This window comes from Microbacterium sp. Leaf320 (genome assembly GCF_001423485.1).
GTDB lineage: Bacteria > Actinomycetota > Actinomycetes > Actinomycetales > Microbacteriaceae > Microbacterium.
Window position 1 is genome coordinate 585347 of record NZ_LMOD01000001.1, and the last position, 22272, is coordinate 607618.

A 22272-nucleotide genomic window follows, 5' to 3' on the forward strand; every position below is an offset into this window, starting at 1 on the left:
CGCACAACGTCCGGGAATGCGGGATACCGCACCTGCAGTCGACGTATTGCCTAGTCTCGTCAGGATCCGTCGCAGATGACGGAGCGACGACGAAGGAGTCACCGTATGCCCGACATGCTCATCGGCCTGCCCGCGGCCGCAGAAGAGGCGCCCACGTACGACGTGGCGTTCGTGCCGCCGGAGTGGGTTCTCGTCCTCCTCGGCTTCACCATGGTGCTGGCGTTCATGACGCTCATCATGACGAAGCGTCTGACGCCCATGGTGGCGCTGATCCTCGTCCCCACCGTCTTTGGCCTCTTCGCCGGTGCAGGCCTCGGCCTCGGGGACATGATCCTGGACTCGATCGCGACCATGGCGCCGACCGCCGCGCTGCTGATGTTCGCGATCATGTTCTTCGGCATTATGATCGACGTCGGCCTGTTCGATCCGCTCATCCGGATGATCACGCGCCTGCTGGGCGACGACCCCGCGAAGGTCGTGCTCGGCACGGCGATCCTCGCCGGCGCGGTCTCCCTCGACGGGGACGGATCGACGACGTTCATCATCACGACCTCAGCCATGCTCCCGATCTACCTGCGGCTCGGCATGAGCCCCGTGGTGCTCACCTGCGTGGCCGGACTCATGAACGGCACGCTGAACATCGTGCCGTGGGGCGGCCCGACGGTGCGCGCGGCGACAGCCCTCGGGTTGCAGCCCACCGAGATTTTCGTGCCGATGCTCCCCGCCCTCGGCGTCGGCATTCTGGTGACGCTGGGCTTCGCGTGGATGCTCGGACTGCAGGAGCGCAGACGGCTCGGACGGCTCGACTCCGACGGGCGGCTCACCGGAGCTGACGGAGGGGCGCTCTCGACGCTTCCGAAGCTCTTCCGCGGATCCGATGCGACACCCGGTGCCCGCGCTGCGCTGCGCACCGGCAACATCGTCGTGGTTTCCGGCGGACGCGGCCCCGTCGCCGCCGCGAGCGTCGACCTCGCGGACACGGCGATGGCCGACACCATGCTCGACCCTGCCCGGCCTACTCTCCGACCCCAGCTGATCTGGTTCAACCTGGCGCTCACCGTCGCCGTGATGGTGCTGCTCGTGCTCGACATCATGCCGCTCCCGTACGTCTTCATGGTCGGCGCCGCCGTCGCCCTCCTCGTCAACTTCCGCGGGATCAAGGATCAGGCGTCCGAGATCGTCGCTCACGCGCCGAGCATCGTGGGGGTCGTGTCGATGGTGATCGCCGCGGGCGTGCTGGTCGGGGTCCTCTCCGGTACCGGCATGGTCGACGCCATGGCGACATGGATCACCGACGTTCTCCCTCCGGCGCTCGGACCGTTCCTCGCGCCCATCACGGGTCTCCTGTCGATCCCGTTCACGTTCTTCATGTCGAACGACGCGTTCTACTTCGGCATCCTCCCTGTACTGTCCCAGAGCGCCGCGGCGTTCGGGATCGACCCGGTAGAGATGGCGCGCGCGTCGATCATCGGCCAGCCCGTGCACCTGCAGAGCCCGCTCGTGCCGGCGATCCTGCTGCTCGTCTCGCTGGCGAGCGTCAACCTCGGCGATCATCACCGGAAGGTCCTGTGGCGTGCGACGGTCGTGTCGCTGGTCATGCTCGGAGTCGGGATCCTGTCCGGTGCCATCCCCTTCTTCGTGGCGCAGTGACAGGGAGGCGGCGGGGAGCCGGATGCTCCGGCTCCCCGCGGCAGTGATCTGAGGGATTCCGCGCGATCGTCACGATCACACTGCGGTTCCCGGTGGCTCCGTGCGGTGGCGCTAGGCTCGGGCCGTGATCACGTTCCTCTTCCGCGCGCTCCTGTACGTCGTGTCCGCAGGTCTCGGCCTCATCGTCGCCGATCTCGTGCTCGACGGCTTCCAGATCCAGTGGGACAAGTGGTGGGGCTTCGTCATCTGCATCCTGATCTTCGCGATCGTGCAGAGCGTGCTCGCTCCCTGGGTCAGCAAGATCGCCGACCGCTATGCGCCGGTGCTGATGGGGGGCATCGGGATCGTGTCGACTCTGATCGCCCTCGTCGTCGTCGTGCTGCTGCCGATCGGCGGCCTGCGCATCGTCGATCTCACCGGCTGGCTGCTCGGAGCCGTGATCGTGTGGCTCGTCACGGCGCTCGGCAGCGTGCTGCTGCCGCTGATCTTCCTGCGCAAGAAGGTCGACAAGTCGCGGGCTCGCTGAGGCGTCCGTTCAGACGCCGGACGCACTCTCAGATGGAGTAGTCGGGCGCGGTGAGCATCGCTTTGGTGTCCTCGCCGAGGATGCGCGCCCGAGCCTTCGCCGGGATCCCGACCAGGATGCTGTCGGCAGGGGCATCGCGGGTGACCACGGCGTTCGCACCGACCACCGATCCCTCGCCGATCGTGATCGGTCCGAGGATCTTCGCCCCCGCACCCACGGCGACGCCGTCGCCGAGGGTCGGATGCCGTTTGCCGGAATCCCTGGTCCGGCCGCCGAGCGTGACTCCGTGATACAGCATCACGTCGTCGCCGACTTCGGCGGTCTCTCCGATGACCACGCCCATGCCGTGATCGATGAAGAACCGCCGACCGATCTGCGCGCCGGGGTGGATCTCGATGCCCGTCAGCCAGCGAGAGACCTGCGACGTCGCGCGTGCGAGCAGGCGAAGGCGCCTACGCCAGAGCGCATGCGAGACGCGGTGCGCCCAGATGGCGTGCAGTCCGGGATAGAGGAGTGCCACCTCTGCTGCGCTGCGAGCAGCGGGGTCGCGAAGTCGAGCTGCCGCGATGTCCTCGCGCATTCGGCCGATCATGCCCATCGGACGGATCAGGATTCGCGCAGGTGCTCGTACAGGGCGGTCGAGAGGTAGCGCTCGCCGAACGAGGGGATGATGACGACGATGGTCTTCCCTGCGGCCTCCGGGCGCTGCGCGACCTGCAGCGCGGCCCAGATCGCGGCACCGCTCGACATGCCCACGAGGATGCCCTCACGGCTCGCTGTCTCCCGTGCGACCCGGATGGCATCGTCGAAGGTGACGTCGATGACCTCATCGAGGACGTCACGGTCGAGGATCGGCGGCACGAAGTTCGGTCCGATGCCCTGGATCTTGTGCGGTCCGGGGTGTCCCTCGGTCAGGATGGGGGAGTCCTTGGGCTCGACGGCGACGATCTGAACGCCCGGGACCCGCTCCTTCAGCACCTGGCCGACCCCGGTGATCGTTCCGCCGGTGCCGATGCCCGCGACGAGGTAATCGACGGAGCCCTCGGTGTCACGGAGGATCTCCTCGGCCGTGGTCCGGCGGTGGATGGCGGGGTTCGCCTCATTGGCGAACTGCTTCGCCAGCACGGCACCCGGGGTCCGGGCGGCGATGGCCTCAGCCTCGGAGATCGCGTGCGTCATGCCCTTCGTGGGGTCGGTGAGGACGAGCTCGGCGCCGAAAGCCTTGAGAAGCATGCGCCGCTCCTTCGACATCGACGCGGGCATCGTGAGGATCACCTTGTAGCCGCGCGCCGCACCGACCATCGCCAGCGCGATACCGGTGTTGCCGCTCGTCGCCTCGATGATCGTGCCCCCGGGCTTCAGCTCGCCGGATGCCTCAGCAGCGTCGACGATCGCGATGCCGAGCCGGTCCTTGACGCTCGACGCCGGATTGTAGAACTCGAGCTTGGCGAGCACGGTCGCGCCGAGACCCTCGGTGACCCGGTTGAGGCGAACCAGGGGAGTGTTGCCGAACGCGCTGGTGATGTCGGAATGGATACCGGGCATGGGGAGAGCCTTCCTGTGCGGGGTGACTGCGGCTCCAGCCTAGGCGAGCACCCTCGGGGGTCGGGCAATATGACACCTTCCCGCGCTCTACGCTTGTGCTCATGCCTGATATCTCCCTCGCATCCGCGGTGCACGCCGCCGCCCGACGACTCGCGGAGGCCGGCGTCTCGGATCCGCTCGTCGATGCGGAGCTCCTGGCCGGGCACATCCTCGGCGCGCGGCGAGGCGAGGTGCAGGCTGCCGTGATCAGGGGCGACGTGATCCCCGACGACGCTGCGGTCGCCTTCGACGCGCTCGTCACCCGCCGCTCCGCGAGGGAGCCGCTGCAGCACATCACCGGGACGGCGCCGTTCCGGCACCTCGAGCTCGCGGTCGGCCCAGGTGTCTTCGTCCCCCGGCCCGAGACCGAGACCGTGGTGCAGTACGCGATCGACGCGCTGCTCGGATCGGCGTCGCCCGAGCCCATCGGCGTCGACCTCGGCACCGGAAGCGGGGCGATCGCACTGGCCATGGCGACCGAGGTGCCCCACTCTCGGATCTTCGCGACGGAGCTGTCTGCTGATGCCTATCCGTGGGCGGCGAGGAACACCGCAGGGGTCGACAACCTGACGCTCGTCAACGAGGACCTCGCCCACGCCTTCGGTGATCTCGACGGCACGGCGTCCGTGGTGATCTCGAACCCTCCGTACGTGCCGGACGCTGCCGTGCCCCGCGACCCCGAGGTGCGACTGTTCGACCCGTCGATGGCTCTGTACGGGGGAGAGGACGGCCTCGACATCGTGCGTGTCCTCAGCGTCCGCGCCCTCGAGCTCCTGCATCCTGGCGGGCTGCTCGTCATCGAGCACGGGGAGCTGCAGGGGGAGGAGATCCGCAGCATCCTCACCCGCGACGGATGGCGTGCAGCGGCGACACATCGCGACCTGACCCTGCGTGATCGGGCCACGACCGCTCTGCGCCCCTGAGAGCGGACACGAACCGCTCAGGCATGCCCAACTAGAATCGGATCGTCATGTCCTCCATCTTCGATTGCGGCGACGAGTCCCAGCTCCTCGCCGGCATGCGCCACGCCCGCCAGGCCATAGCCCGCGGCGAACTCATCGTGATGCCCACCGACACCGTCTACGGCGTCGCCGCCGATGCCTTCTCGCCCGCCGCGGTGCAGCGACTCCTCGATGCGAAGGGCCGCGGACGAGATCAGCCACCGCCCGTCCTCGTCGGCACCAAAGAGACCCTGCACGCTCTCGCGGAGTCGGTGCCGGAGCCCGTGCAACGACTCGTCGACGCGTTCTGGCCCGGTGGCCTGACGATCGTGCTGCCGGCGCAGCCGTCGCTCGTCTGGGACCTGGGCGAGACCCAGGGCACCGTCGCCGTCCGCATGCCCGAAGGGCGTGTCGCGCTCGAGCTGCTCGCCGAGACCGGTCCGCTCGCGGTGTCGAGCGCGAACCTCACCGGTCGCGATGCGGCGATCTCGGCGTTCGATGCCGAGCGGATGCTCGGTGACAGCGTCTCCGTCTACCTCGCCGACGGCGTGAGCCGCGACGGCATCGCATCGACCATCGTCGATGCCACATCACTCGTCCCTCGAGGAGCCGAACCGACTGCGGGCGGCGTGCGCATCCTCCGCGCCGGCGCTGTCAGCCGTGAGCGGCTCGAGGAGGTGCTCGGCGATCTGCTCGAGCCCGCTGAGGAGCCTGCGGAATCGGACGGGGATTCGTGAAGCAGTATCTCTTCACGATCATCCTGACCGCCGCGATCACGTTCGCGCTGACGTGGGCGGTCTGGCGGCTGAGCCTGCGGTTCAAGCTCTACCCGAGCATCCGCGAGCGGGATGTGCACACCACGCCGACCCCGCGTCTGGGTGGCGTCGCCATCTTCCTCGGCATCGCGGCGGCGATCGGGGTCTCTGCGGCGAACCCGTTCTTCGCGAACATGTGGATGCCGCCCCAGACCATGTGGTCGATCCTCGCCGCGTCGCTGCTGATCGCGATCATCGGCGTGGTCGACGACCTCTGGGATCTCGACTGGATGATCAAGCTCGGCGCGCAGTTCCTCGCCGCCGGGATCATCACGGTGGGTGGCGGGCTGCAGATCCTGTCTCTGCCGTTCGGCGACCTGATCGTGTTCTCCAGCTGGCTGAGCATCACGATCACGATGTTCGCGATCGTCATCGTGATGAACGCGGTCAACTTCATCGACGGTCTGGACGGCCTCGTCGCCGGTGTGTGCCTGATCGCGAACGGGGTCTTCTTCGCGTACTCCTACATCCTGACCCGTGACACCGGTGCCTCCAGCTACTTCAACCTCGCCTCCTTCCTCGCGGCGGTCCTGATCGGCGCATGCCTCGGATTCCTGCCGTTCAACTGGAGCCCGGCGAAGCTGTTCATGGGAGACTCCGGTGCTCTGGTGCTCGGACTCCTGATGGCCACCTCCGCGATCGCGGTGACCGGTCAGCTCGAGCCGTCGGCGCTCGACCCGGAGAGACTCGGACGCTCCCAGCTCCTCGGTGCCTTCATCCCGATCCTTCTGCCGCTGCTGGTCGTGCTGCTGCCGCTTCTCGACTTCGGCCTCGCGGTGCTCCGCCGCATGAACGCCGGGAAGTCGCCGTTCTCTCCCGACCGCAAGCATCTGCACCACCGCATGCTCGACCTCGGACACCGAGACCGCGATGCCGTCCTGATCTTCTACGCCTGGACGGCCGTGATCTCCCTCGCCGTCCTCCTGATGTACGTCGGCGCCCGTGAGGACTGGCCCGGCCAGTACATCCCCGGAGTCGCCTTCGGAGTGGTCGGCATCGCCGCCTGCCTCGTCATCACCTTGAATCCTCTGCGCCGGCGGAAGTCCGCGGCGTCTGCCGAACCCGACCCGACACCCGTGGAGTCCCCGTGAGCCCGAGCCCCGTTTCCAGCAATCCGATCCTGCGGAGGACGCTGCTCTGGTCTGCCCTCTCGATGGTGGTCCTCGCGCTCGTGGCCGGCGGGATCGGTCTTCTCGTCGACGGCGTGGAGGGGCTCGTGAGCGGCCTGCTCGGGGTCGTGCTCGCCATGCTGTTCCTCGGGATCACTGCGCTCAGCATCCTGATCGCCAACCGCTGGTTCGGCGACCCGCTCTACGTGCAGCTGTTCTTCGCGATCGTCCTGGGCGGCTGGCTGCTCAAGCTCGGGCTGTTCGTGGTAATCATGATCGTCCTGAGCGGTCAGCCGTGGGTCAGTCCGATGGTGTTCTTCCTGTCGATCGTCACGGGCGTCGTCGCGACCCTGATCATCGACGTGATCGTCATCACGAAGATGCGGCTGCCGAACGTGAGCGACGCATCCCTGCCCACGGAGGCGCCGACCGACCATGCTCCCGGCGTGCATCTGCCGACCGTCGTGCCCGAGGATCGCGCGCCCGGACGTCACCACATCGTGCCCGAGTCCCTCGCGCCGGAAAGCCCGGGCGAGGACGCCCAGCGGTCTTAGGCAACCCTCTTATTCTGATAGTGTTGACAAGTGCCCGCCGCTCGCCCGCGAGCGCTTGCGCTTGAAGCACACCGACCATCGTCGCCCCGGTTCTGACCGGTGCCCCGAAGCTGGAGCCCGCGCTGTTCAATCTTGCTGCGACCCTGATGCCCAAACTCGCGTCCTCTGACGGCGAGTTCCACGGACCTTCGATCGACGAGTTCTTCCCGGAGATCCTGTTCAACGCGTTCGGGGTCATTCCCGTTCACCGGATCCACCTGGTTCAGTTCCTCGCCGTCGTGGTGGTCGTGCTGATCCTGGTTCTCGGAACCCGACGGATGAAGATCGTTCCCGGCCGCTTCCAGAGCGTCGTCGAGATGGGGCTGGACTTCGTCCGCTCCAACATCGCGCACGACCTGCTCGGACGCAAGGACGGAAACCGATTCCTGCCGATCCTCACCACGATCTTCTTCATGGTGCTGTTCATGAACATCACGGGAATCATCCCGTTCCTGAACATCGCCGGAACGAGCATCGCGGCGGTGCCGCTGACGCTCGCGCTGGTGAGCTACATCACCTTCATCTACGCGGGTATCAAGAAGAGCCCTCTCGGCTTCTTCAAGAACGCGCTGTTCCCGGCGGGCGTGCCGTGGCCGGTCTACATCATCGTGACGCCGATCGAGTTCCTCTCGACCTTCATCATCCGGCCCGTCACACTCATGCTCCGACTTCTGATGAACATGGTCGTCGGTCACATGCTCCTGGTGCTGTGCTTCGCGGCCACCCAGTTCTTCTTCTTCACCGCAGGTGGCGGCTGGGCCGCTCTCGGTGTCGGAACCCTCGCCTTCGGCGGCGCCTTCACTCTCTTCGAGATTCTGGTCGCCGTTCTCCAGGCATACGTCTTCACCGTCCTCACCGCGGTCTACATCCAGCTCGCGGTCGCAGAAGAGCACTGAGCGGGTCGGCAACTGCCGTCCCACCCAACGAAAGGAAAAACCCGTGGACGCTACTACGGTTCTCGCTGAAATCAACGGTCACCTCGCTTCGGTCGGCTACGGCCTCGCCGCGATCGGCCCGGCTATCGGTGTGGGCATCGTCGTCGGCAAGACCATCGAGGGTGTCGCTCGTCAGCCCGAGCTGGCCGGCCGCCTCCAGGTCCTCATGTGGATCGGTATCGCCTTCACCGAGGCGCTTGCGTTCGTCGGCATCGCCGTCGGATTCATCCCCTTCCCGTAATCTCTACCGACTTCTGAAGGAGACAGGATGCTGAACGCTCTTGTCACGAACCTCGCAGCAGAGGGTGAAACACCCAACCCGCTGATCCCTGCGTGGTACGACATCATCTGGTCGGGCCTGTGGTTCCTCGTCATCCTCGTCGTCGTGTGGAAGGTCGCCCTTCCGAAGTTCACGGCGATGCTCGACAAGCGGTCCGCCGCCATCGAGGGCAACATCGCCAAGGCCGACGAGGCCCAGAAGCAGGCTGAGGCCGCTCTCGAGGAGTACACCCGGCAGCTCGCCGAGGCGCGCACCGAGGCCGGAGAGATCCGTGAGGCCGCCCGCGAGGACGGCAAGAAGATCGTCTCCGAGGCCAAGGAGACCGCGTCGAGTGAGGCTGCTCGCATCACGGCGACCGCGCACACGCAGATCGAGGCGGAGCGTCAGACCGCTCTCGTGTCACTGCGCAGCGAGGTGGGCTCGCTCGCCATCGACCTCGCCGGTGGCGTGGTCGGCGAGACGCTCTCGGACGATGCTCGCGCGACGGCGGTCGTCGACCGCTTCCTCGCCGACCTCGAAGCATCCGAGAAGGCGGCTCAGTAATGGGCAGCGCGACCACTCAGGCACTCGCGGCATCCACTCAGGCGCTTGCCGCAGCGAAGGACGTCACTCTCGACTCGGCCAGGGAGCTGTTCGCAGCTGCCAGGACCGTGGCGGAGTCGTCTCAGCTGAGCGGCGCGCTCACCGATCCCTCGGCTCCGGCAGAGGCGCGACAGAACGTCGTGTCGGCGGTCTTCGGCGGATTCTCTCAGGACGTGCAGAACGTCCTGAAGACCGTCGTGGCTCAGCGCTGGTCCTCCACGTCGCAGCTCGTCGACGGCGTCGAGGAACTGGCCATCCGTGCCGCGGCGATCTCCACTCCCCAGGCCGACATCGGGAGAGAGCTGTTCGGCTTCTCCCGGGTCATCGCCGCGAACGCGGATCTCGAGCTCGCGCTCGGAACCCGCCTCGGGGGAGAGGACGCCAAGGGTGCTCTCGTCGAGAGGCTTCTGGCCGGGGGCGTCAGCGACGCCGCCGCGCTGATCGTCTCGTCGCTGGTCCGCCAGCCGCGTGAGCGTCGCATCCGGCAGATGCTGTCGCGGGCGACCCGCATCGTCGCCGACCAGGGCGATCGGGTGGTGGCGACGGTGCACACCGCGAAGCCGCTGACCGACGCGCAGCGCACCCGCCTGAGCGCCGCACTCTCGCGCCGCTACGACGGCAACGTATCCCTCAACGAGGTCTTCGACCCCGCCGTCGTCGGAGGCCTGCGCGTGCAGATCGCCGATGACGTCATCGACGGCAGCATCTCCGCTCGACTCGCCGACCTTCGCCAGAAGCTCGCGGGCTAACACGACTTCGCGCGGGGAACCGCGCACCCAGATACAAAGGGAAGACAATGGCAGAACTATCGATCAGCCCCGACGTCATCCGTGACGCGCTGAAGGACTTCGCCGCCGCCTACGAGCCCACCGGGGCAGCGGCGACCGAGGTCGGCACAGTCATCGACGCAGCGGATGGAATCGCGCACGTCGAGGGCCTGCCCGGCGTCATGGCCAACGAGCTCGTGGCCTTCGCGAACGGCACCAAGGGCCTCGCGCTGAGCCTCGACCAGGACCAGATCGGTGTGGTCGTCCTCGGCGACTTCACCGGTGTCGAAGCAGGACAGGAAGTCACCCGCACGGGTGAGGTCCTCTCGGTTCCCGTGGGTGACGGCTACCTGGGTCGCGTCGTCGACCCGCTCGGAAACCCGATCGACGGCCTCGGCTCGATCGCCACCGAGGGCTCGCGTGAGCTCGAGCTGCAGGCGCCCGGCGTCATGCAGCGCAAGTCGGTGCACGAGCCGATGCAGACCGGTATCAAGGCGATCGACGCCATGATCCCCGTCGGTCGCGGCCAGCGTCAGCTGATCATCGGCGACCGCCAGACCGGCAAGACCGCGATCGCGATCGACACGATCATCAACCAGAAGGACAACTGGGAGTCCGGCGACGTCAACAAGCAGGTGCGCTGCATCTACGTCGCCATCGGCCAGAAGGGCTCGACCATCGCTTCGGTGAAGGGCGCGCTCGAAGAGGCCGGCGCCCTGGAGTACACCACGATCGTGGCAGCTCCCGCCTCCGACCCCGCCGGCTTCAAGTACCTGGCTCCCTACACCGGTTCGGCCATCGGCCAGCACTGGATGTACGGCGGCAAGCACGTCCTGATCATCTTCGACGACCTGTCGAAGCAGGCCGAGGCCTACCGCGCCGTTTCGCTGCTGCTGCGTCGTCCGCCGGGCCGCGAGGCATACCCGGGTGACGTCTTCTACCTGCACTCCCGTCTGCTGGAGCGTTGCGCGAAGCTCTCCGACGAGCTCGGCGCAGGGTCGATGACCGGTCTTCCGATCATCGAGACCAAGGCCAACGACGTCTCGGCCTACATCCCGACCAACGTGATCTCGATCACCGACGGCCAGATCTTCCTGCAGTCCGACCTCTTCAACGCCAACCAGCGTCCTGCGGTCGACGTGGGTATCTCGGTGTCGCGAGTCGGCGGTGACGCTCAGGTCAAGTCGATCAAGAAGGTCTCGGGAACGCTCAAGCTCGAACTCGCTCAGTACCGCTCGCTCGAGGCCTTCGCGATGTTCGCGTCCGACCTCGACCAGGCGTCACGTCGTCAGCTCTCCCGTGGTGCGCGTCTGACCGAGCTGCTCAAGCAGCCGCAGTACTCGCCGTACCCCGTCGAGGAGCAGGTCGTCTCGATCTGGGCCGGAACGAAGGGCAAGCTCGACACGATCGAGGTCTCGGACGTGCTGCGCTTCGAGCGCGAGCTGCTCGACTACCTCCGTCGCAACACGAAGGTCCTCGACACCCTGCGCGAGACCAACGTCCTGGACGACGACACCGTGGCTGAGCTCGAGAAGCACACCGACGCTTTCCTCCTGGAGTTCCAGGGTGGCAAGGGGCAGGCCATCGGCGCTCCCGGTCACGAGGAGCACGCTGCAGCCGAGGCTGAGGACGTCAACCAGGAGAAGATCGTCAAGGGTCGTCGCGCGTAATCGCGTGAGGAACTGATTTCATGGGCGCTCAACTCAGGGTCTACAAGCAGAAGATCTCTTCTGCTCAGACGACCAAGAAGATCACGAAGGCGATGGAACTCATCGCGGCTTCGCGCATCCAGAAGGCGATGGCACGCGTCAAGGCGTCCAGCCCCTTCGCGCGAGCCGTGACGAGGGCCGTGTCCGCCGTCGCGACGCACTCGAACGTCGACCACCCGCTCACCCGCGAGCCCGAGACGATCCGCCGCTCCGCGGTCGTGATTTTCTCGTCGGACCGCGGTCTTGCCGGAGCCTTCAACTCGCAGATCCTCCGTGAGGGTCTCGAGGTGGCGGAGCTCCTGCGCGGGCAGGGCAAGGAGCCGGTGTTCTACCTCGTCGGTCGCAAGGCCGTCGGCTACTTCCAGTTCCGTCGCATCGCGGCGGCCGCGGAGTGGACCGGCGACACCGACACCCCGTCGTTCCACACGGCGGAGGAGATCTCGGCCACGCTGCTCGAGGACTTCTCCCGCGGTGCTGACGAGGGCGGCGTCGACGAGATCCACCTCGTGTACAACCGCTTCGTCAGCATGATGACGCAGTCGCCGGAATCCGTGCGCCTGCTTCCGCTGGAGATCGCGGAAGCCGATGACTCGGAAGCGGGAAGCGCCGTCTACCCGCTGTACGAGTTCGAGCCGGATGCCGAGACAGTCCTCGACGCGATCCTGCCGGTGTACATCCAGAGCCGCGTCTTCAACGCTCTCCTGCAGTCGTCTGCTGCCAAGCAGGCTGCGACGCAGAAGGCGATGAAGTCGGCCAGCGACAACGCCGACAAGCTCATCACCGACTACACCCGTCTGCGCAACAACGCGCGTCAGGCGGAGATCACGCAGCAGATCGCGGAGATCGTCGGCGGCGCCGACGCACTCTCGTCGAGCAAATAGACCATCAGGAAAGAGACGAAAATGACCACCACCGCCACGGCTGACCAGCCGGCGACCGCGGTCGTCGGGCGCGTCGCACGCGTCAACGGTCCGGTTGTCGACATCGAGTTCCCGCACGACTCGATCCCCGACATCTACAACGCACTGAAGACCACGATCACGATCGGCGACGAGTCCGTCGAGATCACGCTCGAGGTCGCTCAGCACCTCGGCGACGACCTCGTTCGCGCCATCGCACTGAAGCCGACCGACGGCATCGTCCGCGGCCAGGAGGTGCGCGACTCCGGTGAGGCCATCTCGGTCCCCGTCGGCGACGTCACCAAGGGCAAGGTCTTCAACGTGATCGGCGAGGTCCTGAACCTCGAGCCCGGCGAGACGATCGAAGTCACCGAGCGCTGGCCGATCCACCGCAAGGCTCCGAACTTCGACCAGCTCGAGTCGAAGACCACCATGTTCGAGACCGGCATCAAGTCGATCGACCTCCTGACGCCGTACGTGCTCGGTGGAAAGATCGGTCTGTTCGGTGGCGCCGGTGTCGGAAAGACCGTCCTCATCCAGGAGATGATCCAGCGCGTCGCGCAGGACCACGGTGGTGTGTCGGTGTTCGCCGGTGTCGGTGAGCGCACCCGTGAGGGCAACGACCTCATCCACGAGATGGAAGAGGCGGGTGTCTTCGACAAGACGGCCCTCGTGTTCGGCCAGATGGACGAGCCGCCGGGAACGCGTCTGCGCGTCGCCCTCTCGGCTCTGACGATGGCGGAGTACTTCCGTGACGTGCAGAAGCAGGACGTGCTGCTCTTCATCGACAACATCTTCCGCTTCACGCAGGCCGGTTCCGAGGTCTCCACGCTGCTGGGCCGCATGCCCTCCGCCGTGGGTTACCAGCCGAACCTCGCCGACGAGATGGGCCTCCTCCAGGAGCGCATCACCTCGACCCGTGGTCACTCGATCACCTCTCTGCAGGCGATCTACGTGCCCGCCGATGACTACACCGACCCGGCCCCGGCGACGACGTTCGCCCACCTCGACGCCACCACGGAGCTCTCGCGTGAGATCGCGTCGAAGGGTCTGTACCCTGCCATCGACCCGCTGACCTCGACGTCGCGCATCATGGACCCCCGCTACTTGGGCGAGGACCACTACCGCGTCGCCACCACGGTCAAGCAGATCCTCCAGAAGAACAAGGAACTGCAGGAGATCATTGCCATCCTCGGTGTCGATGAGCTCTCCGAAGAGGACAAGATCGTCGTGTCGCGTGCACGTCGCATCCAGCAGTTCCTCTCGCAGAACACCTACATGGCCAAGAAGTTCACGGGTGTCGAGGGTTCGACCGTCCCGCTCAAGGAGACCATCGAGTCCTTCGATGCGATCACGCGCGGTGACTTCGACCACGTCGCCGAGCAGGCCTTCTTCAACGTCGGTGGCATCTCCGACGTCGAAGAGCAGTGGGCGAAGATCCAGAAGGAGAACGGCTGACCATGGCGCTGCATGTCAGCCTCGTCTCCGCGGACGCGGAGGTCTGGACGGGAGAGGCGAGCCTCGTGGTCGCCAAGACCGTCGAAGGTGAGATCGGCTTCATGACCGGCCACGAGCCGGTTCTGGCGATCCTCGCCCAGGGCGAGGTCCGCATCACGCAGACGGACGGCACCAAGGTGCTCGCCAACGCACAGGACGGCTTCCTCTCGATGGAGAGCGACGTCCTGACGATCGTGGCGGGCAACGCGGCTCTCATCGCCTGATCAGTTCAGTTCACCGCGTCCGCCTCGACGCCCCCAGTGGGAGCCGAGGCGGACGCGTCTGCATTCCCGAGGTCCCATGAAGATCCTGCTTCCCCCGTCAGAGACGAAGCGCCCCGGCGGGAACGGTGCACCCCTCGATGTCAGCGCACTGGCGCTTCCCGGTCTGCACGGCGAGCGTCATGCCGTGATCGACGCGCTCGTCGACCTCGCAGCCGACGAGGCGGCTGCGCTCAAGGTGCTCAAGCTGAGCCCGAGGCAGGCGGGTGACATCGTCCACAACCGGATGCTGCACTCCGCCGCGACGATGCCCGCTGTGGATCGCTACACGGGAGTGCTCTACGACGCGCTCGACGCGCAGACGCTCTCGTCGGCGTCCCGGCGTTGGCTCGGATCGCATGCGTGGATCCATTCGGCGCCGCTCGGCCCCATCGGCGCGCTCGACGCCATCCCGCCTTACCGGCTGGCGGCCGGCACGTCGCTGCCCGGGCTGTCGGCGCTGCGCCGTCACTGGGCAGACGCGACGACCGAGGCGATAGCGGAGGATGACCCGGCATTCGTCCTCGACCTGCGAAGCGAGGCCTACGTCGCGCTCGGGCCTGTGCCTGCTTCCGTCCCCTCCGCGTACGTGCGGGTGGTGACCGAGCATGGACGCGCGCTCAACCATTTCAACAAGAAGTCCAAAGGGCTGCTGACCCGGGCGCTGGCCGAAGACCGCCCGCGAGTACGGTCGGTGCGCACCCTGCGTACCTGGGCCGAGTCGCGGGGTATCGTGCTCCGAGACGCGCCGGAGCCCGGGATCCTGGAGTTCGTCGTCGCCGAGTGACACAGCGTCACGCAGGAGGGCTCTCCTGCGTGTGTCGTTGCCCCATATATCGCGACCCCGCTATGGTGGGTGTCGCGGCGCGCAAGGCGTCTGCTCCATCGGATCCGGAGGGGTTCATGTTCTCATTTATCGGCGACGTAAGCGCGGCGATCGCGTCATCGTATAACTACGACGGAGGCGGGGCCGCAGCGGCCGCCTTCTGGGCGATCTACCTCATCTTCATCCTGGTGCTCAGCGTCGGCGGCTACGTGCTCAGTTCTCTCTTCCTCATGAAGATCTTCGAGAAGGCCGGCGTCGAGGGCAAGTGGCGAGCCTGGGTTCCGTTCTACAACCTCATGATCTTCTTCAAGCTCGGCGATGTGAGCCCGTGGCTCGTCTTCGCCAGCCTGCTGACCTGGATCCCGGTTCTCGGCTGGCTGGTCGCCATCGGATTCGCGGTCGTCGCGGTCCTCGCCGCGTGGCGCGTCGGTCTCAAGCTCCAGAAGGACTCCGTCTGGGTCATCCTGTACGTCTTCCTCTCTCTCGTGTGGCTCGGAATCAACGCCTTCGACAAGTCGCGCTGGAACCCGAACATCGCTCCGGCATCGTGGGCGAACAACGGCTTCCTCGCCGACCGCACCGTCTGGCAGGGCATCCCCGTGCAGCCGCGTCCGGCGGCCGGCCCCGGCTACGGCGCCCCGCAGGGCTACGGTGCTCCTCAGGGGTACGCACCTCCCGCTCCTCAGGGCTACGCGCCCCCGGCTCAGCCCGGTTACGCGCCGCCCGCTCAGCCCGGCTACGCGCCGCCCGCAGCACCGTCGGCTCCGGCAGCTCCTGGCGTGCCTCCGGCAGCACCGTCGGCACCCCCTGCCTCTCCGCAGGTCCCGCCGGCACCGCCGGCAGCACCGCCCGTGCCGCCGACCAACCCCACGCAGCCTCCGGCCTGATGACGTGACGCAGAACCCCCGACTCCGGTCGGGGGTTCTGTCGTGTACGCCGAAAGCGGTCGCCGATTCCAGGTGCATCGGGTCGAGGCGATAGCGTGGGGGAATGCTCACTTCGCAACGCCGGGTCGGCGCCGCCGCTCTGCTCGTGTTGCCGAGACCCGTGCGCGCGAGTTCGAGCGTCTCGGTGTCCACTACGATGTGTGAGTATCCCGGCGAGGCCCGACCCGCAGGAATTTCGGAGGCGACGAGTGTCTGACACGACGACGAAGACGCGCAGCGTCACGGTTGCGCAGCGCCCGCTGCTGCTCTCCTGGGCGGGCGTCACCGACGTCGGCCGGAGACGCGAGACGAATCAGGACGCATTCTTCGCGGATTACCCCTTGTTCATCGTCGCAGACGGCATGGGCGGTCATGCCGGTGGCGAGATCGCGAGCCACAGCACGGTCAAGAGGCTCGAGGCCGTCGTCGCTTCGGGGTCCGTCGAGCGCGGCTCCATCGAAGGCGCGCTCGAGCTGGCCGTCGGCGACATCGCCGACCACCCGGAGACGACCGACGAGGGCACGGGAACCACGCTCACCGGAGTGTTCCTGGAGTTCGAGAACGACGAGCCGCATTGGGCCGCACTCAACATCGGTGATTCGCGGGTCTATCTTCTTCGCGACGACCGCCTCGTCCAGGTGACCACCGACCACTCGGTCGTCCAGGAGCTGATCGCCGCGGGCAAGATCAGCCCTGAGGAAGCCGAAGGGCACCCCTACAGCAACGTCATCACTCGTGCCGTCGGGGCGAGCGAGTTGACTGCTCCCGACTACGTCACTCTCGACGTGCGCGCAGGCGACCGCTTCGTGATCTGCTCGGACGGACTCACGAAGGAGCTGACGGACTACGGGATCCAGCACTTCCTCCGTGAGAACGCCGACCCGGCGGCGGCGGTGGATGCGATGCTCTCCGCTGCCCTCGAGAACGGTGGGCGCGACAACGTGACCCTCGTCGTCGTGCAGGTCGCGGACGAGTCGTCCTCCACATCGGACGCTCCCGCGGAATAGCTCTCCTCGGCTGTGGAGTACGCCCTTCACATGCTTCCGGTGGTGTCCACTGAGCGGCATGGACTCCCTCCCGATCGCAATCCCTGCTGAGCCCGCACCGCCGCGCCGACCGCCGACACCGTTCGTCGCTGCACTCGTGCCGGTGGTCGCCGGCGTGGTCCTCTGGCTCGTGACCGGCTCGCTGTACTCCTTGTGCTTCGCAGCGCTCGGACCGCTGATGATCTTCGCGTCGCTGATAGACGGTGCGCGATCCCGACGCAGGGCGCACCGGCTCGCGGAGGCGGAGAACGCCATGGCCTGGTCGTCGGCTGAAGCCCTGCTCGCACAGCTTCACGATGACGAGCGTCAGATCCACTGGCACCGGCGACCCGACGCTGCGTCGTGTCTGGTCCAGTCCCCGCTGCGTGGACCGGACGCGCCCGAAGTCGGTACCGAGATCGTCGTGGGCAGCGGGACGGCGCGAAGCGGAGTGAGAGCGATGGGAGGAGACGGGGAGCGTGAGCGCGAGTTCCGCTCGAGATGCGGGCGGCTCGAGAACGTGCCGATCACCGTGGCTCTCGGCAGTGGCGTCGCGTTGCGCGGGGCTCGTCCGATCGTCGAAGCCGCCGCACGAGCACTGACAGTGCAGATGTGTCTGCGGTTCGGGACCGCCCAACTCACGCTCATCGGGGATCACCTCGAAGAATGGGGCGTGTCGGGCTTCCCTCACGCCCGGGCCGCGCGCCGCGGGTCGTTCCGCCTGGGAATGGCTCGGGGCGGTGACGCGAGAAAGGCGACGGATGGGACGATCTGGCTGCTCGCGCGCGACGACGAGGTACCCGAGGGGATCACCACGGTGATCGATGTCGTCGAGCCGCATCGCGCGACGGTCCGTACCCCCGAGGGCATCGTCGAGGTCGCAGTCGAGTGCCTGTCTCGCGCGCAGACGGTCGTGGTCGCCGAGTCTCGCGCCGACGACGCCGAGGAGCTCGACGCGTTGCCCACGGGGGTACGGCTAGAAGATCTCGTCCAACCGGTGTCGCAGACCGGGCTGTCGGCCGCGATAGGTCGGGGTGAGCGTGATGATCTGATCCTCGACATCGTCGATGACGGGCCTCATGCCATCGTCACGGGAACCACAGGCAGCGGGAAGAGCGAACTCCTGGTGTCCTGGGTGACGGCCATCGCAAGCGCACACGGTCCGGAGCGCGTGATCTTCGTGCTCGCGGACTTCAAGGGCGGGACCGCCTTCGAGCCGCTGCGGATCCTCCCGCAGGTCGCGGCGGTGATCACCGACCTCGACGAGCACGGTGCCCGGCGCGGAGTATCGAGTCTGACGGCGGAGCTGCGACGACGCGAGACCGTCCTCGCGGCAGCCGGGGCACGCGACATCGGAGAGGTCGGAATGCCGAGGCTGGTGATCGTCGTCGACGAGTTCGCCGCACTGCTGCAGGAGCACACCGACCTCGGCGTCGTGTTCACGGACATCGCAGCGCGTGGCAGAGCGCTCGGCATGCACCTCATCCTCGGAACCCAGCGCGCATCCGGAGTGATTCGCGACGCTCTCGCAGCCAACTGTCCGCTTCGACTGAGTCTGCGTGTCGGTGAGGCCGCTGACAGTCGTGCGGTGATCGGCACGGATGCGGCGGCCGACCTGCCCGGTGGCGTGGAGTCCAGGGGGCTCGCCCTCGCGCGTCGCCCACAGGACACCGAACCGGTGCCGCTGAGGGTCGCGCTCACGGGCGCCGCAGACCTCCGGGCCGTCTCGATGACCTGGGCCGGGGCGAAGGCGCCGCAGAGTCCGTGGTTTCCTGCGCTGCCGTCGGTCATTCCGCTCGCCGAGCTGAGTCGTGCGGAGATGGCGCATGGAGACCTGGTGCTGGGGCGCGCCGACGACCCGGATCACCAGCGTCAGCCGCTCGAGGTTCTCTCCGTGGGGTCGGATCGCGGTATCGCGCTGATCGGCGCTCCCGGTTCCGGCCGCACCTCGGCTCTGCGTGCACTGGCGGGGCAGCACTCGGATTCGGTATGGGTGTCTCGTGATCCGGAGCTGGCCTGGGACGCGGTCGTCTCGCTCGCGTCGGGTGGCGCACCGAGGCCGGGACTCGTGCTGTGCGACGACATCGATGCCCAGATCAACGAGCTGCCGATCGAGTACGGCCAGCACCTCGCCCAGCTGTGGGAGCAGATCCTGCGCAGTGGCACGGGTACCACCTTCGTGGTGACGGCGACGCGGGCTGCAGGGCAGGTGGGCAGGCTGCTCGATTCGTTGCCGAGGCGCGGCCTGCTGCGTATGCCGAGCCGAATCGATCACCTGGCGGCCGGCGGTGATTCCGACGGATACGACCGCGATCGCCCACCCGGCCGCCTGCGGCTGGGGGATCGTGAGGTGCAGATCGTGTGGGTTCCCGAGGAGCGGCTCCGCTCGACGGGGGTGGTTCGGGCGCCTCAGTCGGCGGAGCGGCTCGCATGGAGTCCACGGTCAGCGGCGACCGCGCTCGTCACACCGGGTTCCTCTGTGGTCGCCGAGGTCATGGCTCGCGCATATCCCGAATGCGAGGTCGTGTCGCTCTCGGGCGAGCCGCCCGCACTTCCCGACTCCGGTCGTCCGAGGATCCTGATCGGAGAGTCGGACGCGTGGCAGCGCCACTGGGCCCTGTGGCAGCGGATTCGCGGTGAGGGCGAGGTGCTCGTGAGAGCCGAGAGTGCAACGGACCTGCGGCAACTGGCTGGTGTACGTGAGATCCCGCCATACGCGAAGCCGCACGCCGGACGTGCCTGGTCGCTGTCGGGAGATTCTGCGCCGCGACGCGTGGTCATTCCGGCGCTTGCGGACCGGCGGTGACCTCGCCTCGCAGGAGGACGGTCGGACGCGCCCTGGGACACGAAGCACGCGCCTGCCGGTTATGCGGCGTCAGATGCCGCTGCCGGGGCGGATGACGCCGACCTCCTCGCCCCCGCCGAGCACCTCGAGCGAGAGCGCGGCACCGAGCGTCGCGACGTCGGCGTCGGTCAGTCCGCCCGCTCGTGCGAGGAGGGTCGCAGCGACGATCGTGGAGGCGCGGGCACCGCCGTCGAGCATCTTCAGGGCGACTGTGGTGCCGTTCGGAGCGACCATGACCATGACGCCCTCGGCGCCGCCCTTCGCGAACACACCGAGCGTCTCGATGGCGATCGTGTCAGGGCGACCCGGACCGTCGATCGTCCAGGGGTGTTCGCGGACTGCGCGCACCAGCGAGCCCGCGACACGGTGCAGAGCGAAGGGGGAGCGGTCGGAGGCTGTCCCGATCCGATGGATCGACCGGGCGAGGCCCGTCAAGGTGAGCGCGTACACCGGAGCGCCGCATCCGTCGATCGCCGTGTGTGCGACCTTCTCGCCCGTCAGGCGCTCGATGACGTCGCGGATGTGCGCCTGAAGCGGATGCGCAGGATCGAGGTACCCGTCGGTGGGCCAGCCCGTGGCGACGCAGGCTCGCAGCATCGCCGCGTGCTTCCCGGAGCAGTTCATGCGGATCCGGGTCTGCGCCCCGTGCTCGCGCACCAGCTCGTCGCGAGCGGACGTGTCTCCGGGCCAGGCCGGCGGGCAGGCGAGGTGGTCTTCGGTGAGTCCGCCCTCGGTGAGGACATCGCGCACGACGGACGCATGCCGGTCCGTGCCGCTGTGGCTCGCGGTCGACATGGCGAGCTGCTCACCTTCGAGAGAGGCGCCGGCCGTGATGCATGCCACAGCCTGGAGCGGCTTGAGGCTCGATCGAGGCAGGATCAGGGCATCCGCATTGCCGTGACGCGCGATGACGTCGCCGTCGGGGGAGAGAACCACCGCCGCTCCGGCGTGGCGGGATTCGACGAACCCGCTCCGTTCGACAACGGCGAGTTCTACGGCATCCTGAACGGTGAGAGTCTCCAGCACCTCCCCAGGATATCGTCGGTTCGGTATGGGGCCGTGCCAGGGCGGCGTGGTCCCCTGGTTCCGATGCGGCTGGCAGACTGTCGGCATGGCAGATCGTCCCGCGCCTCTCGGCGAGCACCGCTACACACTCACGTCGACCTGGACCGGGAACTCCGGCACGGGGACCAGCGGTTATCGCGACTACCGCCGCGACGTCACGCTCGAGGTGGAGGGCAAGCCAGACGTCCTGGCATCCGCCGACAAGCCGTTCCGCGGTGATCCCACGCGCTGGAATCCCGAGGACCTCCTGCTCGCCTCGCTCTCCGAGTGTCATCTGCTCTCGTATCTGCACGCCTGCGTCACCGCCGGCGTGGTGGTCGTCTCCTACCGCGACACCGCCTCGGGCATGATGCGCGAGGACGGCGCCGGTGGCGGTGCCTTCGTCGAGGTGATGCTGCGGCCCGAGGTCGTGGTCGCGGATGCATCCATGATCGACGCCGCCGAGCGTGCACACGCACAGGCCAACGCATGGTGCTTCATCGCGAACTCCATGAACTTCCCGGTGCGTCACGAAGCGACGGTGCGCGCTGAAGAATGATCCCTCGCCAGGGTGCGGGCCTCGATCGGATGATCGGCGACGACGCCGCGCGACCGCCTGTTCCGGCTGATCCGGAGGTCCGGGGCCTCAGCGGCGCTCGTGCGGGAGTGCCTGCTTGATCTTCTCGATCGTGCCCTGGGCCGGCGCCTCGTTGTACGCGTCGGCGAGCTCCTGGCCGGACAGCGCGTGTATCGCCGCCATGATCTCGTCGGTCGCGAGCCGACGTGCGCGACCGCTCGTCGCCGGGCCGTGAGGGGAGAGGTCCAGCGGTTGACCGAACCTCACGGTGATGCGCTCCTTGAGGGTGGGCACCTTGGCGCCGACCGGCATCACCTTGTCGGTGCCGATCAGCCCCACGGGGACGACCGGTGCGCCGGTCTGCAGCGCGAGGAAGGCGACCCCTGTGCGTCCCTTGTACAGACGTCCGTCGGTCGAGCGCGTTCCCTCGGGGTAGAGCGCGACCGCGAGCCCCTCGTCGAGCAGCTGACGCTGTACGTCGAGTGCATCGAGAGCTGCCTTGCCTGCGCCGCGGCGCACCGAGATCGCGCCGATGGACTCGAAGAAGGTCTTGCTGAACCAGCCTTTGAGTCCCGGACCTTCGAAGTAGCTCGACTTCGCGAGGAAGTGCACGGGGCGCGGCGCCGCGACCGGAATCGCGATCGAGTCGATGAAGGACAGGTGATTGCTCGCGAAGATGACAGGGCCGTCCTTCGGCACGTTCTCCCTGCCCTCGATGCGCGGTCGGTAGATCGTGCGCGCGAGCGGAGTGATGAGGCTGCGTCCGAGCGCATAGGCGAAGCCGGCGTGACGAGGCTTCTCAGTCTCTGCGGGCGAGGATTCGGGCTCCACGGACTGCTCTGACGTCATCAGAGCAGATTACCCCCGGATCCATGCCGCGGT

The 22272-nt window shown here is 67.4% G+C and carries 23 protein-coding genes; 19 read left to right on the forward strand and 4 right to left on the reverse strand.

All coding sequences use genetic code 11. From position 1 onward, the window contains the following. The first annotated feature begins 105 nt into the window (after positions 1–105). Together ASF63_RS02720 and ASF63_RS02725 are read left to right on the forward strand one after the other, a co-directional pair. Positions 106–1650, forward strand: a complete 1545-nt coding sequence (locus ASF63_RS02720) for a CitMHS family transporter (protein WP_056509240.1) — start codon at positions 106–108, stop codon at positions 1648–1650. 124 nt (positions 1651–1774) lie between these two features. Continuing rightward, complete coding sequence (locus ASF63_RS02725) at positions 1775–2176, forward strand: phage holin family protein (RefSeq protein WP_056509243.1); 402 nt, start codon at positions 1775–1777, stop codon at positions 2174–2176. Between the two features lie 28 nt (positions 2177–2204). On the opposite strand, the gene epsC is transcribed toward ASF63_RS02725, so the two are convergent. Beyond that, the gene (gene epsC, locus ASF63_RS02730) at positions 2205–2774 is read right to left on the reverse strand and encodes a serine O-acetyltransferase EpsC (protein WP_056509247.1); all 570 of its coding nucleotides are present in this window, start codon (positions 2772–2774) and stop codon (positions 2205–2207) included. Between the two features lie 8 nt (positions 2775–2782). After that, positions 2783–3721 (reverse strand): cysteine synthase A, encoded by a 939-nt coding sequence (gene cysK / locus ASF63_RS02735; protein WP_056509250.1) that lies wholly within the window; start codon positions 3719–3721, stop codon positions 2783–2785. 101 nt (positions 3722–3822) lie between these two features. Here cysK and prmC point away from each other — a divergent pair, with 101 nt between their 5' ends. From prmC to ASF63_RS02815, 16 genes are all read left to right on the forward strand, one after another. Then, the gene (gene prmC, locus ASF63_RS02740) at positions 3823–4683 is read left to right on the forward strand and encodes a peptide chain release factor N(5)-glutamine methyltransferase (protein WP_056510176.1); all 861 of its coding nucleotides are present in this window, start codon (positions 3823–3825) and stop codon (positions 4681–4683) included. A 47-nt stretch (positions 4684–4730) separates the two neighbouring features. Then, complete coding sequence (locus tag ASF63_RS02745) at positions 4731–5438, forward strand: L-threonylcarbamoyladenylate synthase (RefSeq protein WP_056509255.1); 708 nt, start codon at positions 4731–4733, stop codon at positions 5436–5438. After that, positions 5435–6607, forward strand: coding sequence for an MraY family glycosyltransferase (locus tag ASF63_RS02750; RefSeq protein ID WP_056509259.1), 1173 nt, complete (start codon positions 5435–5437; stop codon positions 6605–6607). Before ASF63_RS02745 ends, ASF63_RS02750 begins: the two co-directional genes overlap by 4 nt. Continuing rightward, positions 6604–7179 (forward strand): hypothetical protein, encoded by a 576-nt coding sequence (locus ASF63_RS02755; RefSeq protein ID WP_056509262.1) that lies wholly within the window; start codon positions 6604–6606, stop codon positions 7177–7179. Before ASF63_RS02750 ends, ASF63_RS02755 begins: the two co-directional genes overlap by 4 nt. A 146-nt stretch (positions 7180–7325) precedes the next feature. Next, the gene (atpB, locus tag ASF63_RS02760; RefSeq protein ID WP_056509265.1) at positions 7326–8114 is read left to right on the forward strand and encodes a F0F1 ATP synthase subunit A; all 789 of its coding nucleotides are present in this window, start codon (positions 7326–7328) and stop codon (positions 8112–8114) included. A 43-nt stretch (positions 8115–8157) separates the two neighbouring features. Continuing rightward, positions 8158–8394, forward strand: a complete 237-nt coding sequence (gene atpE / locus ASF63_RS02765) for an ATP synthase F0 subunit C (RefSeq protein ID WP_017203132.1) — start codon at positions 8158–8160, stop codon at positions 8392–8394. Between the two features lie 27 nt (positions 8395–8421). Further along, entirely contained in the window at positions 8422–8976 is a 555-nt protein-coding gene (locus ASF63_RS02770) for a F0F1 ATP synthase subunit B (protein WP_056509268.1), read from the forward strand. Continuing rightward, positions 8976–9764 carry a F0F1 ATP synthase subunit delta gene (locus tag ASF63_RS02775; RefSeq protein ID WP_056509271.1) on the forward strand — a complete coding sequence of 263 codons (789 nt, stop codon included), beginning with the start codon at positions 8976–8978 and terminating at the stop codon, positions 9762–9764. The genes ASF63_RS02770 and ASF63_RS02775 overlap by 1 nt, the downstream gene beginning before the upstream one ends. 47 nt (positions 9765–9811) lie before the next feature. Then, a complete protein-coding gene (atpA, locus tag ASF63_RS02780; RefSeq protein ID WP_056509274.1) occupies positions 9812–11452 on the forward strand; it encodes a F0F1 ATP synthase subunit alpha in 1641 nt (546 codons plus the stop codon). Positions 11453–11472: 20 nt separating this feature from the next. Then, the gene (locus ASF63_RS02785) at positions 11473–12372 is read left to right on the forward strand and encodes a F0F1 ATP synthase subunit gamma (RefSeq protein ID WP_053095762.1); all 900 of its coding nucleotides are present in this window, start codon (positions 11473–11475) and stop codon (positions 12370–12372) included. Between the two features lie 21 nt (positions 12373–12393). Next, positions 12394–13848, forward strand: coding sequence for a F0F1 ATP synthase subunit beta (gene atpD / locus ASF63_RS02790; protein ID WP_045255375.1), 1455 nt, complete (start codon positions 12394–12396; stop codon positions 13846–13848). 2 nt (positions 13849–13850) lie between these two features. After that, positions 13851–14111, forward strand: coding sequence for a F0F1 ATP synthase subunit epsilon (locus tag ASF63_RS02795; RefSeq protein ID WP_056308253.1), 261 nt, complete (start codon positions 13851–13853; stop codon positions 14109–14111). Positions 14112–14187: 76 nt separating this feature from the next. Then, on the forward strand, positions 14188–14934 hold the full coding sequence (locus tag ASF63_RS02800) for a YaaA family protein (protein WP_056509276.1): 747 nt from the start codon (positions 14188–14190) through the stop codon (positions 14932–14934). 116 nt (positions 14935–15050) lie between these two features. Continuing rightward, positions 15051–15860, forward strand: coding sequence for a DUF5684 domain-containing protein (locus ASF63_RS02805; protein WP_157534214.1), 810 nt, complete (start codon positions 15051–15053; stop codon positions 15858–15860). 248 nt (positions 15861–16108) lie between these two features. Continuing rightward, positions 16109–16906, forward strand: a complete 798-nt coding sequence (locus ASF63_RS02810; RefSeq protein WP_056509278.1) for a PP2C family protein-serine/threonine phosphatase — start codon at positions 16109–16111, stop codon at positions 16904–16906. A gap of 58 nt (positions 16907–16964) precedes the next feature. Next, positions 16965–19730 carry an FtsK/SpoIIIE domain-containing protein gene (locus tag ASF63_RS02815; RefSeq protein ID WP_056509281.1) on the forward strand — a complete coding sequence of 922 codons (2766 nt, stop codon included), beginning with the start codon at positions 16965–16967 and terminating at the stop codon, positions 19728–19730. Between the two features lie 69 nt (positions 19731–19799). Here the strand turns inward: ASF63_RS02815 and ASF63_RS02820 are convergent, their stop codons facing one another. Beyond that, the gene (locus ASF63_RS02820; protein ID WP_056509284.1) at positions 19800–20795 is read right to left on the reverse strand and encodes an asparaginase; all 996 of its coding nucleotides are present in this window, start codon (positions 20793–20795) and stop codon (positions 19800–19802) included. 85 nt (positions 20796–20880) lie between these two features. Here ASF63_RS02820 and ASF63_RS02825 point away from each other — a divergent pair, with 85 nt between their 5' ends. Next, positions 20881–21372 (forward strand): OsmC family protein, encoded by a 492-nt coding sequence (locus ASF63_RS02825; protein WP_056510178.1) that lies wholly within the window; start codon positions 20881–20883, stop codon positions 21370–21372. Between the two features lie 87 nt (positions 21373–21459). Here ASF63_RS02825 and ASF63_RS02830 read toward each other — a convergent pair whose 3' ends face one another. Then, the gene (locus tag ASF63_RS02830; RefSeq protein ID WP_056509287.1) at positions 21460–22239 is read right to left on the reverse strand and encodes a lysophospholipid acyltransferase family protein; all 780 of its coding nucleotides are present in this window, start codon (positions 22237–22239) and stop codon (positions 21460–21462) included. Between the last annotated feature and the right edge of the window lie 33 nt (positions 22240–22272).